This window comes from Haladaptatus sp. SPP-AMP-3 (assembly GCF_049568665.1).
Taxonomy (GTDB): Archaea; Halobacteriota; Halobacteria; order Halobacteriales; family Haladaptataceae; genus Haladaptatus; species Haladaptatus paucihalophilus.
In genome coordinates this window covers 1,412,123-1,424,721 of record NZ_CP145897.1, presented here as the reverse complement: position 1 = coordinate 1,424,721, position 12,599 = coordinate 1,412,123, and the positions used below count along the sequence as shown (strand labels likewise).

16 protein-coding genes are annotated in these 12,599 nt (G+C 63.6%); 8 read left to right on the top strand and 8 right to left on the bottom strand.

Features of this window, described 5'->3' with window-relative positions; genetic code table 11:
* Positions 1 to 110 precede the first annotated feature (110 nt).
* A complete protein-coding gene (locus V5735_RS08080) occupies positions 111 to 611 on the top strand; it encodes a DUF5797 family protein (protein ID WP_007979372.1) in 501 nt (166 codons plus the stop codon).
* Position 612: 1 nt separating this feature from the next.
* Here V5735_RS08080 and V5735_RS08075 read toward each other — a convergent pair whose 3' ends face one another.
* Entirely contained in the window at positions 613 to 1,656 is a 1,044-nt protein-coding gene (locus V5735_RS08075) for a DUF5787 family protein (RefSeq protein WP_423745892.1), read from the bottom strand.
* Positions 1,657 to 1,793: 137 nt separating this feature from the next.
* On the opposite strand from V5735_RS08075, the gene V5735_RS08070 reads away from it, so the two are divergent.
* On the top strand, positions 1,794 to 2,492 hold the full coding sequence (locus tag V5735_RS08070; RefSeq protein WP_423745891.1) for a PGF-CTERM sorting domain-containing protein: 699 nt from the start codon (positions 1,794 to 1,796) through the stop codon (positions 2,490 to 2,492).
* A 33-nt stretch (positions 2,493 to 2,525) separates the two neighbouring features.
* On the opposite strand, the gene V5735_RS08065 is transcribed toward V5735_RS08070, so the two are convergent.
* Entirely contained in the window at positions 2,526 to 2,954 is a 429-nt protein-coding gene (locus tag V5735_RS08065) for a bis(5'-nucleosyl)-tetraphosphatase (protein ID WP_423745890.1), read from the bottom strand.
* A gap of 192 nt (positions 2,955 to 3,146) precedes the next feature.
* Between V5735_RS08065 and V5735_RS08060 the strand changes: the two genes are divergently transcribed.
* Entirely contained in the window at positions 3,147 to 3,479 is a 333-nt protein-coding gene (locus V5735_RS08060; RefSeq protein WP_007979367.1) for an uS10/mL48 family ribosomal protein, read from the top strand.
* Positions 3,480 to 3,557: 78 nt separating this feature from the next.
* Here the strand turns inward: V5735_RS08060 and V5735_RS08055 are convergent, their stop codons facing one another.
* The 3 genes from V5735_RS08055 to V5735_RS08045 all read right to left on the bottom strand — a co-directional run bounded on the left by V5735_RS08055 (position 3,558) and on the right by V5735_RS08045 (position 6,005).
* The gene (locus tag V5735_RS08055) at positions 3,558 to 4,004 is read right to left on the bottom strand and encodes a hypothetical protein (RefSeq protein ID WP_423745889.1); all 447 of its coding nucleotides are present in this window, start codon (positions 4,002 to 4,004) and stop codon (positions 3,558 to 3,560) included.
* Between the two features lie 172 nt (positions 4,005 to 4,176).
* The gene (locus V5735_RS08050; protein WP_007979365.1) at positions 4,177 to 4,437 is read right to left on the bottom strand and encodes a DUF7513 family protein; all 261 of its coding nucleotides are present in this window, start codon (positions 4,435 to 4,437) and stop codon (positions 4,177 to 4,179) included.
* On the bottom strand, positions 4,434 to 6,005 hold the full coding sequence (locus V5735_RS08045) for a Na+/H+ antiporter NhaC family protein (RefSeq protein ID WP_423745888.1): 1,572 nt from the start codon (positions 6,003 to 6,005) through the stop codon (positions 4,434 to 4,436). Before V5735_RS08045 ends, V5735_RS08050 begins: the two co-directional genes overlap by 4 nt.
* A gap of 192 nt (positions 6,006 to 6,197) precedes the next feature.
* Here V5735_RS08045 and V5735_RS08040 point away from each other — a divergent pair, with 192 nt between their 5' ends.
* Together V5735_RS08040 and V5735_RS08035 are read left to right on the top strand one after the other, a co-directional pair.
* Positions 6,198 to 7,481 (top strand): amidohydrolase, encoded by a 1,284-nt coding sequence (locus V5735_RS08040; protein WP_423745887.1) that lies wholly within the window; start codon positions 6,198 to 6,200, stop codon positions 7,479 to 7,481.
* A 172-nt stretch (positions 7,482 to 7,653) separates the two neighbouring features.
* Positions 7,654 to 7,971 carry a HalOD1 output domain-containing protein gene (locus tag V5735_RS08035; protein ID WP_423745886.1) on the top strand — a complete coding sequence of 106 codons (318 nt, stop codon included), beginning with the start codon at positions 7,654 to 7,656 and terminating at the stop codon, positions 7,969 to 7,971.
* Positions 7,972 to 8,143: 172 nt separating this feature from the next.
* Here V5735_RS08035 and V5735_RS08030 read toward each other — a convergent pair whose 3' ends face one another.
* A complete protein-coding gene (locus V5735_RS08030) occupies positions 8,144 to 9,511 on the bottom strand; it encodes a geranylgeranyl reductase family protein (RefSeq protein WP_423745885.1) in 1,368 nt (455 codons plus the stop codon).
* Positions 9,512 to 9,634: 123 nt separating this feature from the next.
* On the opposite strand from V5735_RS08030, the gene V5735_RS08025 reads away from it, so the two are divergent.
* Positions 9,635 to 9,967 (top strand): 2Fe-2S iron-sulfur cluster-binding protein, encoded by a 333-nt coding sequence (locus V5735_RS08025; RefSeq protein WP_007979359.1) that lies wholly within the window; start codon positions 9,635 to 9,637, stop codon positions 9,965 to 9,967.
* 1 nt (position 9,968) lies between these two features.
* On the opposite strand, the gene V5735_RS08020 is transcribed toward V5735_RS08025, so the two are convergent.
* Both V5735_RS08020 and V5735_RS08015 read right to left on the bottom strand, forming a co-directional pair.
* Positions 9,969 to 10,766 (bottom strand): aminoglycoside N(3)-acetyltransferase, encoded by a 798-nt coding sequence (locus tag V5735_RS08020; protein WP_423745884.1) that lies wholly within the window; start codon positions 10,764 to 10,766, stop codon positions 9,969 to 9,971.
* Entirely contained in the window at positions 10,763 to 11,347 is a 585-nt protein-coding gene (locus tag V5735_RS08015) for a flavin reductase family protein (protein ID WP_423745883.1), read from the bottom strand. Before V5735_RS08015 ends, V5735_RS08020 begins: the two co-directional genes overlap by 4 nt.
* 131 nt (positions 11,348 to 11,478) lie before the next feature.
* Here V5735_RS08015 and V5735_RS08010 point away from each other — a divergent pair, with 131 nt between their 5' ends.
* Complete coding sequence (locus tag V5735_RS08010) at positions 11,479 to 12,267, top strand: YihY/virulence factor BrkB family protein (RefSeq protein ID WP_423745882.1); 789 nt, start codon at positions 11,479 to 11,481, stop codon at positions 12,265 to 12,267.
* 53 nt (positions 12,268 to 12,320) lie between these two features.
* A complete protein-coding gene (locus tag V5735_RS08005) occupies positions 12,321 to 12,536 on the top strand; it encodes a hypothetical protein (protein WP_423745881.1) in 216 nt (71 codons plus the stop codon).
* Positions 12,537 to 12,599: the final 63 nt, after the last annotated feature.

The window sequence follows — 12,599 nt, the reverse complement described above, 5'->3', positions numbered from 1 at the left end:
CGGTTAATCGTTGCGGACGGGTGGGTGACGGCGACGGACCCGCGCTCACCCCGTGATTCCTCGTGACGCTTCGGAACTGGGAAATAACCCCCCGTCATAATCACGCGACAATGACGTTGTCCGAGGAGGCCCGCGACCGTCTCGCCGATTTGGTCGAACTCCAACCGACGAAAAACAGCGAACTGCAGGACCGCTGGGGGTTGGAGAGCGGGAGCGAAGTGCACCAGTATCTCGAAAGCGAACTGAAGGAGTACTACTACCGCGACGAGAACAGCTACATCCGCGCGACGACGGAGGCCAACGACCTCGTGGACGTAGAGCCCGGCATGGTCGCCGACGACGAGGACGATGCGCCGAGCGTCGTCCGCGTCCCGACCCTCCAGCGACAGGTGTTCGACGTCGTTCCCGACCCGGACGACCGGTCGGCGAGCGTCGTCTCCGTCCTGCACAGCGTCCGCGATGAGTTCGATATCGACCCCGACGTGGACGACGTGCGCGCCGCGCTCCAGAGTCTGAAACGAAAGGGCGTCGTCGAGGTCGTCTACCGAACTGTCCCGACCTTCAAACTCGCCGTCGCCCGCGACGACATCACGGTCGAAGAGTCCGGGTGAATCACTCGCCGTCCGACGCTGACTGCCCCGGACGATAGCGTTCCCGACGCGATTCAAGCAGTCGTTTGCTGGCGTTCCCCGGCCCGCCCTCGATGGGCCATCCTTTCTGCCGCCACGCCGGGGGTTCGGGTTCGAACGCCGAGCACCGCCCGGAACACTCCCGCGCGGTCTGGTGGCAGGATTTCGCGTCACAGTAGGGCAACACCAACGCCTCCTCCCGCCGCAGTTCGAAGTGCCGACAGTCCGGACGCATCGTCCGAGTGTACGTGCGCCACCCTCGCTCGTACGCCCGTTCCGCGATTTCGAGCCGCTTTCTTGCTTTCTCCTCGGGCGGGACGTACTCGAACCGGGCGGCCGACTGGTCGTACTTCCCGCCGCTGGGTCGTTCGAGGATTCGCGTCCCCGGCGTGCCCGCGTCGAGCGTCCTTGGGTACCACGCCACCGCGGCGTCGTGCCCGTCGAACGTCAGAATTCCCGCCTCGACCGGCACCGATTCGAGCAGTGCCGGTTCGACCGTCTCGCCCGTCGCGTTCGTCGCCACCCACACCTCGTCGGCCAGCGAGAGGGCAACGTCCCGTTCCAACTGCGGTCGCAAGTCGCGGGCCGCGCTGGCGTCCAAGTCCGGTTTGTTCTCGATGGCGACGATGCGCCGAATCCAGTCCGGGTACTCGTACCGCCGTTTGATTTCGAGGCGGTTGCTTCGCTTTCTCACCTTCAAAATTCCCCGTTCGTCCGCCTCGTGAATCGTCTCGCGGACGTACCGCCACGGATAGTCGGGGTCGGGGAGGGCGTCCCGGTACCACTCCCACTCAGCGGGAGCGTGTCGAACGACGCCGAGCATGTCACCGTCCAGGCGACGGCGACCGAAGTCTGCCCGGCGGGCGAACGCGTCCGCATCGACCTCGATGACGACGGTATCCCATCGTCTGCGCTTCGTTCCGAGTTGTCGGGAGACGAGGACGGCCCGGTCGCCGCCGTCGGGCGGCCACCGTCGCTCGACCCACCGGCAGGTTCGCAGTTCGAAGACGAACTCCGATTCGTCCATACGGTACCCTCTCTCCCAGCGCTGGTAAGCGATTCGACTACGCGATATCAAAAAATATTTGTTGGGAGATGGGAAAGATCGACTCCTCTCGTCAACTGACGAGTAAACCGGTTTTCGGTACCGGTACCCCGATATCTATGACCCTACGAAACGCCCTCACGACCCTGTTGGTCGTCTCGCTCCTCGCCGGACCCGCAGCGGCGGGTTCCGCCGGACACGCGGCGAGCACGACCAATCCCGCTGTACAGTCCCCCTCGCTCTTCCAGTCGAACGATGCGAACGGTACGGTCTCGTTCAATCGTTCCATCTACGAGGTCGAGCAGGGTGAGACGGTTACGATGAACGTCACGCTGGAGGACGTGGACGCCGTGACCGTCCAACTCGGCGGCGGCGCGATGGACTACAAGCTCAACGCGAGCGTCACCGACAGCGACGGCGACGGCACCGTCGTCCTCACGTTCGACACCGCGAAAGCGGGGAGCGGAGACGGTTCGGCCTTGACGACGAAGGCCGGCGCCGACGAACTCACCGTGAAAAACGAGACGACGGTCGACGGCGAACTCCCCGCGAACATGTACGGAATCACCGTCTACGCCGGAACCGGGGACAGCGCTCCCACCATCGAATACGGCGGTCTCAACGTCAAAGGTGACGGGACGAGCGGGTCGCGGACGACCGCGGCGAACACCCCGACGACGTACGATGAATCCAACATGACGACCACCACGTCGAACGACTCCACGACGACCACCGACAGCAGCGGTCAACCCGGGTTCGGCGTCGGTATCTCTGTCGTCGCGCTCGCGGCGGTCGCGTTGCTCGCTCGGCGACGGTAGTCTTCGAAAAAATCCGCGGTTCGTTTTCTTCGTTCAGGCGTCCTCGTACTCGTCGAGGTACTCGTCCGCATCACGGAGGATGTCGCGCGGTCCGTCCTGCGTGATGGTGTTTATCGCCTGCTCGTAGTCGCGCCACTGCAGGTCTCGATGTTCGGTCGAGAGTTCCGCGCTGGCCTCGTAGGACTTGGCGATGAACAGGTGGACGGTCTTGTGAATCGTCGTTCCGTTCGCCTCGAAGACGTAACTGTAGTCGTCGCGGAAGCCGTCGAGGAGCCGAAAGTCCTCGATTCCGGCCTCCTCTTTCACCTCCCGTATCGCCGTTTGCTGTAGCTCTTCGTCGCCCTCCACGCCGCCTTTCGGGAACTCCCAATCGCCCGGTCGGCTTTTGAGGAGGAGGTATTCTCGTCGACCGCGGGTATCCCTGAACAGGATCGCACCCGCGCTCGTAGCGTTAACTGCCATTGTGTTCAGTTACGAGGTTAGCCATTAAAGGAATGTCGAACCAATACGGGCATTTTCGTGCCACCAGCGCGCTCCGTTTTGAATTCCTCGTGATAGTTCGTTAGTGAATGTCGAATTTCCTGCGGAGGAATCCCTCGGGTCGGAAGCAGACGTTTTACGTAGAAGGATTGTGTACTGCCTACAGAGCTAGCCATGACCTTCATCACGAAAATACTACTCCAGAGCGGGAACCGTCCCGTTCTCGACAGCGTGGTATCCGACATTCGCTCGCTGGCCGGACGGAAAGGGGCCGACCTTCGCGGACCGCATTCGGACCCGCCGGAGCGACATCGCGTACCACAGTACAAGACGCTCTCCGGCGACGAAGGGCGACAGTTCCGAAGCTGGGATTACACCGTCTACACCCGACGGCTGGAGATCGTCGGGCACAACGACGTCTCCCGCCGCGTCGCCCAGATGGACTTCCCGCCGGGAATCCGCGTCGAGGTCGAACTCGAACAGATTCAGGGAATGGGGAAAGCCTGACCGCCGCTCGTTTCTTCTCTCTTCCGGAATTCGAAAAACACGCGGTTCAGCGACCGCTCGGCTCACGACCGTCAGTTTTCACGGCCGACTGACGGTCGTGTCGAGAAGTCCGAGACGGCTGCTGAACACCGTCGCGTCCCGCGAGAATTCGTATCTCGTCCGTTCTTGTAGCGTCCCTTTGGTGAAGACGTAGGAGGCCCCGGCGACGCTTCCGGTTCCTCTGTCGTATCGAATCGCGTAGCCGTTGTAGTCGTCCGGTTGCGATATTTCGGCCGCCTCACCGCCGCCGGGGAGGGAGAGCATCCGCACGGTTATCGACGCCGGAAGCAGCGAGACGACGCGGAACCGCGCGTCCGCCACGTAGTCGTCGAAGTACACTAGTACTTCCCGCCCGTCCTGTGCTGCCGCCGTCCCCACCCCTGCAACGCCGAGTCCGACCGCACCCGCCGCGAGCAGTCCTTTCTTCATGAACTCCCGACGCGAATCGCTCGGGTTCGGGAGTTCTATAGCATCGTTCGATTCCATCGTTCCGTACCCCCCGTGGTACGCACTCGTAGGGAGGCGTCTCGCGGGGATAAAGCGGACGTAAGCGGCGGGTTACGGAGTAACCCGACGTAACTGACTCCTCGTCGCGGCCGACGTCCCGGTGCAACCGACATCCTGGCGCGACCGACGTTCGTCGAACCGCGGACCGTGACTATTCCCCGTCGAGCGCTTCGACGAAGGCCGCTCGTCCGACGTGCTCGTTCGCGTCGAACTCCTCGACGCGAAGCCGGACGCGCTCGTCGACGGCGTTCGACGGCGCACCCTCGACGTGAAGGATGGTGTCGCCGACACGTGCGGTCGCGGTCCCGTTACGGTGGCCGGTGAGGTAGACGTCTATCTCCTCGCCCGCCTCGAACTCGGGTTTGTTCGTCCGGAACGACCACCCGGCGAGATACTTGTCGAGGAGGCTCATACCCGCGCCACCTCCTCGGCGCGGCGGTCGGAAACGTACTCCAGTCCGAACCCGGTCAGGGCCGATATCAGGAACACGCCGAACAGGAACCAGCCGTGGAAGACGAACGGCCAGACCTCCGCGGGGTTGACGACCATCGACCGGGTGAACCAGCCGAACTGGTCGCTGCTCACGAGTTGAATCATCGTGGCGTAGCCGACCAGGACGCCGCCGCCCCACGGGAAGATGTAGCCCATCGCGGAACTGTTGGCGTCGAGGATGTTCGCGCGGCGGTACCCGTTGACGTTGAACCGCTTACCGATGCGGGCGACGTAGGGAGCGATGGCGATTTCGGCGGCGGTGTTGATGGTTATCATCGCGTTGACGCCCGCCGTGCCGAGGACCATCGTGGTCTCCGCCCGCCGGACGTTGGTCGCGACGACGTTCAACAGGAAGTTCTGGAGCGCCTCGAACCCGCCGCCCCGAATCATTATCTGTGCACCCGCGACGATGAGCAGGGTCAAGACGATGAGCGGGAAGAAACCCGACGCGCCGCTGTAGAGGCTGCCGCCGACCGTCCCCGCGTTGTCGGCGTTCACGGCGACGGTCTGCACGAACGGCAGGAAGCCGAAGGTGCTCGCGAGCGGACCGTTGTTCGGCGCGTAGAACACCAACATCTTCTGAATCGGCGCGAGGCCGGTGACGACGTTGACGATAACCGCGAACACGAGCCCCCACGAAATCGCCTCGACGATGTGACGACCCGAGATGGCCGTCACGATGACGATACCCATCGAAACGAGATGGATGAGGCCGATGGGGTTGCTGTCCAACGAGACGTCGGCGGCGATGTTCGCCCCGTCCATCATCATCCCGGCGACGACGTAGCCGACCAGCGCGAACACCGCCGCGGTGAGCGCGTACTTGAACCGGGAGGCGACGACGCCGCCGATGTCCGAATCTTGGGTCACCGCGCTCACGATGGTCGTGTCGCTGACCGGCGCGAGGTTGTCGCCGAACACCGCGCCCGACAGTATCGCACCGAACATCAACACCGGGTTCGCGCCGACGACGAGACCGGCCGGGAAGAACAGGCCGGTGAACGCGATGGTCGTCCCGTACCCCGTTCCGATGCCCGTCGCCAACAGCGCCGCGAGGATGAACGTCGCCGCCGGGAACAGCGACGCGCCGACGTGCAACGCGTCCGCGGCCCAGACGAGTCCTTGGACGAACCCGCCGTCCTGTAACACTTGGGCGAACATGCCCGCCCAGAGCCACGCGACGATGGCCGTCGCCGCCACGCGCTGGGTCATCCCCTCGAAGATGGTGTTGGCGTAGGTTTTCCAGTCGCCCTTTGCGAAGAACATCCCGATGATAAGCGAGACGAGCATCCCAACGACGAGGCCCGATGTGCTCCCGACGCCGAGGAAACCGCTCTGGAACACGGCCCAGACGATGAACAAGCCGATGGGTAGCGCGCTCATCGCCGTCCCGCCGTAGAACTCGATGCGAGACTCGTGTCGTGCGTGTTCTGCTTGCGCTAACTCCTCTTCGACTTCTCCGTCACGTTCGTCAGTTGGCGAACTCATTCATATTACCTCTGACACCCTGTGTCAAGCAACCGCGATAGTATAAAAGTAGTCCGCAAAAATTGACAGACGGCGACGTTTCTGTGCAAAACGGTCACTAAGTTTTCAATTCCGGGCGCAATTCTAAGAACGAAATTCGACGGCATGGCCGCTTTTGGAGTATTTAAGGCCCCGCCCGCCGTCCACCTCGCCATGAGTCAACAGACCAGCCGTGACAGACTCGTCTCGCTTCGACGTGACCTTCACCGCCACCCGGAACCGGCGTGGCGCGAGTTCTACACCACCGCTCGCATCGTGGAGGAACTCGAAGCCATCGGCGTGGACGACCTGTTCGTCGGTCCCGAGGTGCTCGCCCAAGGGGAGCGCATGTCCGTCCCGGACGACGACGAACTCGAAACGTGGTACGAACAGGCGCGCGAAGCGGGTGCACGTGAGGACGTCCTCGAACGACTCGACGGCGGCAACACGGGCGCTATCGCGGTACTCGACCGGGGCGAGGGTCCGACCGTCGCCCTCCGCGTGGACATCGACGGTCTGCTCCGCGAGGAATCGACCGACGAGGACCACGTTCCCGCCGCGGAAGGGTTCCGCTCCGAGCACGCGGGCGCGATGCACGCGTGCGGGCACGACTCGCACATCACGATGGGCATCGGCGTCTTGGAAGCCATCAAGGACAGCGACTTCGACGGGACGTTCAAGGTTCTCTTCCAGCCCGGCGAGGAGATGGTCGCCGGTGGCAAGCCGATGGCGAAGAGCGGCCATCTGGACGACGTGGACTACCTCCTCGCGGTTCACATCGGCCTCGACCACCCGACCGGCGAGGTGGTCGCGGGCGTCGATGGATTCCTCGCGGTGGACCACTTCTTCGCCGAGTTCACCGGCCAACCGGCCCACGCTGGCGGGCAGCCGAACGCGGGGGAGAACGCGATTCAGGCGATGGCGACGGCCATCCAGAACCTCTACGCCATCCCGCGCCACGAGGACGGTCCGACGCGCGTCAACGCGGGGCAGGTCGGCGGCGGGACGGCCACGAACATCGTCCCGGAGCAGGCGTTCATCGACGGCGAAGTCCGCGGCGAGACGACCGAACTCAAGGACTACATGAAAGAGCGCGCGGAGCGCGTCCTCGAAAACGCGGCGACGATGCACGGTTGTTCCGTCGAACTGAGCGCGGAAGGGGAAGCGCCGAGCGCCGAGAGCGACGAGGGATTGGTCGAAATCGTCCACGACGTGTCCCTGAACACGAGCGGCGTCGAGAACCCGATTCGCCGCGACACGCTCGGCGGGAGCGAGGACGCCACGTATCTGATGCAGGAGGTCCAAGGGAACGGCGGTCTCGCGGCCTACGTCGGCGTCGGAACCGACCACCCCGGTGGCCACCACACCGCGACCTTCGACGTGGACGAGGACAGTCTCCAAATCGGCGTGGACCTCCTTTCGACATCGATCACCGAAATCGCACGGCAACGTCCGTAATTGGTACAACAACGACGATAGTGGGTGGATTTCCACGCTGCCGATACCTGTTACTCAGACCGTGATTGCGTTCCACCAACCGTTTCAATTGAACACGGTAATTTTTATAAGCACCCGCCACAACCGTCTAAGTAGATTCGAACAGTATTGCAGTGTTCGAGAGGTACAACCTATGAACGGGAACATCAACGACAGCAACGACGGTGCAGTTATCACGAGTTCAGCGCAGACGAACCAGTACACCATCTACGCCGACGGGGAACAACTCAGTACCGCGGTCGTCATGGCACTTACGGATATTACCGGGGGAGACCCCAGCGACATCGGGGTACCGCTATACGACGTCATCGACCCCGACGCGCTCGACAATCTATTTAGCGACAAGCACGACGGGTCGCCTCGAACGGGTGGAAAAGTCGTCTTCACCATCCTCGACTACGAAGTAACCGTCCAGAGCTACGGTGAGATTGTCGTTCGTGAACTAGAATAACGACTCCCCTCTTTTTTCCGTTCGTTGCCGTTCCCGCCGACTTTTCATCCCTCCAGCCATGCTATGTCATGACTTATCTCTCCCTCGTAGCGGTGGCTTACCCGCATTCAGACTTTCATACACCGTACAATACTGACCGGTCATAGAAGGCGGACCGTACGGGTGACTGGGTTCAGTATTTCGGAGCCGCACCGGTGGTCGCGTACACCTCGTCCATCAGGTCGTCGCGCACGTCCTGCCACGCGGCGAGGCCGCGCGGGTCCGTCGGGTAGTGGTCGTAGTGGTCGAGAACCTCGTCGGCCAGTTTCTTCGTCTTATAGAGGTCGTAGACGAGTCGCCAGTGGTCGCGCGCATCGAGCGCCGTCTGCAGTTTGAGGCGGAGGCCGATGTTGGCGCTTCCCGAGTACAGCGCCTCGGAGAGCTTTTCGGCGGGAAGCGCGCCGAGCATCCCCATCAGGTCGTCCACGTCCACGGCGGTCGTGAAGATGTTGTAGATGTCCAGACCGGCGTATCGCGCGCCGAAGTGGTCCATGACGCGTCGGTTGTACTCCCACAGCGCGTGCTCGCTCGCGTCGCCGGTTTCGAGGGCCTCGATTGCTTGCTCCCCCGCGTACTTGCCCGCGTACGCCGCGCCCGCGATGCCGCCGCCGGTGGTCGGGTTGACGTGTCCGGCGGCGTCGCCGACGGCCATGAAGCCGGGCGCGACGGCCGAATCGTAGGGGCGGCGGGTCGGGAGCGCAGCGCCGAGTTTGTCCTCGACGGTCGCCCCGTCGAACTCGGCCCGGTTGCGGAGGTCGTGTTTCAGGTCGTCCACGAGTTCCATCGGCTCTTCGTTCATCTGGAAGCCGAGCCCGGCGTTGATCTCCGTGCTGGTGCGCGGGAAGTACCAGAGGTAGCCCGCGGCGCGGTCGGTCGGCTTGAACACGAGGGCGTCGTCCCACTCGACCGGTTCGTCGACGTGGATGATTTCGCGGTAGGCCGAACAGAACTGCGAGTAGGTGACGTTGGTGTCGAACGTCGTGCCCGAGAAGTCGGTCTTGTCCTGCAACAGCGAGAGCGCCCCCGCGGCGTCGATGAGCAGGTCGGATTCGTACTCCACGACGTCGCCCTTGTGGATGGCTCGAACACCCGTGACGCGTCCGTCGTCGTTCTGCGTCACGTCTTGGACGACCGTGTCGTAGTGGAACTCCGCACCGGCGTCCTTCGCGCCCTGAATGATGCGTCGTCCGTACTCCCATCGGTCGATGACGGCGAGTTCGCCGGGGATGGGGATTTCGAGCACCGTGTCCTCCCGCGGAATCTCGAATCGCCCGTGGTCGACGCCCGTGTTGGTGAACGCCGGTTGTAGCTTCTCCTTGGGAATCGCCTCGGGGAAGGCGTCGGCCCCCTTCAGGGCGTCACCACACGCGATGTGGCCCGCTTCTTCTTCCGTCTTCCGCTCGACAACCGCCACGTCGTACCCCTCGCGGGCCACGGTCGCCGCGGCGTAGCACCCCGACGTCCCCGCACCGACGACGACCATATCGTATCGTTCGCTCATGCGTTTCGCTACGAGAGGGAAGCGAGAAAACTCTTTATCCCCTATTGTGTCCTCCTGAGAAGGACGCTAAATGCACGACGGCGTGCATAAAGAGTTTTGCCGAGTTGTTTCGTACGCCGGGGTATGACCGAGTACACCGTCGAGTTCGTCGGGACCGGCGAATCCATCCAGGTTTCGGACAAACAGACCATCCTCAACGCCTGCATCGAGGAGGGCATCGCACAGGAGTACTCCTGTCGCGTCGGCATGTGTCTCGCCTGCTCGGCGGAAATCGTCGAGGGCGACGTGACTCAACCCGCCGCCCGCGGTCTGACCGAAGAAGAATCCGAACACTACGCGCTCACCTGCATGGCCCGTCCACAGAGCGACCTGAAACTCGACCGGGGCAAGTACCCGCCGAGCATCGAGGCCGACGCGGAAGCCATGGACGAATCCGCCGCGGCGGCGGACGACTGAGCTACCTGTTTGCTTCCATCCACTTCGCCCCGAACTCGACCAGTTTCCGCTGTGACAGCAGCGTCGCGTCCGCCTCGCCGACCCGTCCACGGTGCACCTCGTGATTTTCCTCGAACGCCGCCTCGATGTCCCGGAAGTCGTCTTCGCTTTCCGGTTCCTCGAACGTCACCCACCGTCGTTCGCCGTCTTCCAGCACCGGACCGCCGTTCGTCTCGAACGATTTGTCGTAGTCGGCCCGGTACTCCGCCAGATGGAGCGACGTGTTCGCGTCCACGCCGAGGCGGAGCACCCGCGCGTCCAGTTCGTCGAGGTGCGCGAGCGGCGACCGTTCGCCGAGCGGCGAGTCGTAGGCGTGGTCCGCGACCACCACGTCGGCGTCCGTACCCCACGCCGCGAAGGACGTCGTTGGGTGGCGGCTTCGGACGACGCCGGGATAGTCCCGGAAGCAGTCCGCGATTGCGCCCATGCCGCGCGTCGGCGTGAGTTCCGGTCGGAACGGCGGCGACGTTTCCTTGATTTCTTCCACCCACTCGTCCGGAACCGGCGGATTCTCCCAGTGAGTCGGGTCGGAAAGCTGGGTCGAGTGGGTCGGCATGGCGAACGTTCCCGCCGCCGTGACGACGCCCATGAGCGCGTCCACGGCCGTCGGTGCGCCGCCGGAAACCCAACCGAGCGCCGAGAGCGACGAGTGAACGAGGACGGCATCGCCCGCCGACAGGCCGAGGTCGCGGAGGTCGGCTTCCAATCGCTCGGTCGTTATCGGCTCCGGAGTTCGCTCGACCGCATCCCCCTCGGTCATGGCGGGCGCTCCAGCGAGAACCGCTCGTCCGTCCGGGCGTAGAAGCTCCCGGCGAGACGGCCCACTGCGTCGATTTTGTTCACGTCGAGCTTTCCGTCCGTGGTCACGTCGTCGTCCACGTGGACCCATTCGACTTCGCCGAGCACCATCGTTGACGCGCCGATGTCCACCATGTCGTACAGCGAACACTCGAAGGCGACCGGCGAATCGGCCACGCGCGGCGCGTCCACCGCGGTCGATTCCGCGCGCTCCAGTCCGGCGCGGTCGAACTCGCTCTCGCCGTGCGGGAGCGTCGCGCTCGTCTCGTTCATCGCCTCGGCGAGCGGTTCGGTGACGACGTTGACGACGAACTCCTCCGTCTCCCGCACGTTCGTCGGCGTGTCCTTCAGGCCGTCCTCGCCGTCCACCGGCGAGAACATCACGACCGGCGGGGCGACGCTGACCACGTTGAAAAAGCTGTACGGCGCGAGGTTGTCCACGCCGTCGGGACTCCGGGTGCTCACCCACGCGATGGGGCGCGGGACGACGGCACCAGCCAACGTCCGGTACAGCGAACCGACCGTCTCCGGATTTATCTCCATATCGTGGTACATAGCGCGCGCTGCCAAACGGATTTCGGGTTCGGTCGGTCCTGCCGGAAGTCGGTGACCGCCCCCCGATTCGTCATTCATACAGCCGAATCATCCATTACGTGAGAGCACGATTCTCTGATATGAGCGTCACCGAGTCGATACGGTCGGTCGTCGATATCGTCCGCGAGCGCAACGTCACGTTCCTCGCGGCGAGCTTCGCGTACTACGCGTTCGTCTCCCTGTTCCCGCTCGTCCTACTTGCGTTGGCCGTCGGGACGTTCGTCGGCGGACAGGAGTTCTCGAACCTCCTCATCGACGCCTCCAGACGATTCCTCTCGGACGAGGGCGCGACCGTTCTCGACCGCACAGTGCAGAACACCTCCGGAACCGCGGGCGCGTCGGTCGTGAGTATCTTCATCCTCCTCTGGAGTAGCCTCAAACTGTTTCGCGGCCTCGTCATCGCCTTCGAGGAGGTGTACCAGACGTTCCCGGACGTGGGCATCGTCGAACAGGTGAAAAAGGGCCTCGTGACGCTCTTCGCGGTGGTGCTCGGCGTCGCGCTGATGGTCGTCGTCGGGACCATCCTCGGATCGTCGCTGGTGACGAGCATCCCGTTCGTGGGTGCCATCGCCAGTTCCGGCCTGCTGTTGGGCCTCGTCTTCGTCTTCCTCCCGCTGTACTACGTCCTCCCCCCAGTGAAAATGTCGCTTCGGGAAGCGCTGCCCGGAACGCTCTTCGCCGCCCTCGGCTGGCTGGTGCTCCAAGCGGGGTTCCAGTACTTCCTCGGCGGGTCGGGAAAGTACGGACTCACCGGCATCCTCGGCGTGATAATCGTCTTCCTCACGTGGCTCTACTTCGCGGGCGTCATCCTGCTCGTCGGTGCCGTCGTCAACCTCGTCGTCGCCGACCGGAGCGCGGCGACCGTCTGACGGTCCGATGGCCGCCACGCAAAAGTACAACTTCGATGTAGTTCGCGCCGACGATGGCTGAAGACAACCGCGACCGACGGCGAGAGATGAAAGAAGAGCGCGAAAAGGAAATCGAACAGGAACTTGACCGCGTGGACGAGGAGATGGACGAAGCCGAACTCAAGCAGTCGGATGCGGAAGGCCTCCCCGACGACGCCGAGGAGGCGGAGGAAGAGGAGAACGTCGATGAACGACACATCGACGTGAACGAGGAGACCGACAGCGCCTAATTTTTCGCACGCCGCGGGTCGGTGTGGAACTCGTCCCGAAATCCGTTCGCCCGCGTGGACGGA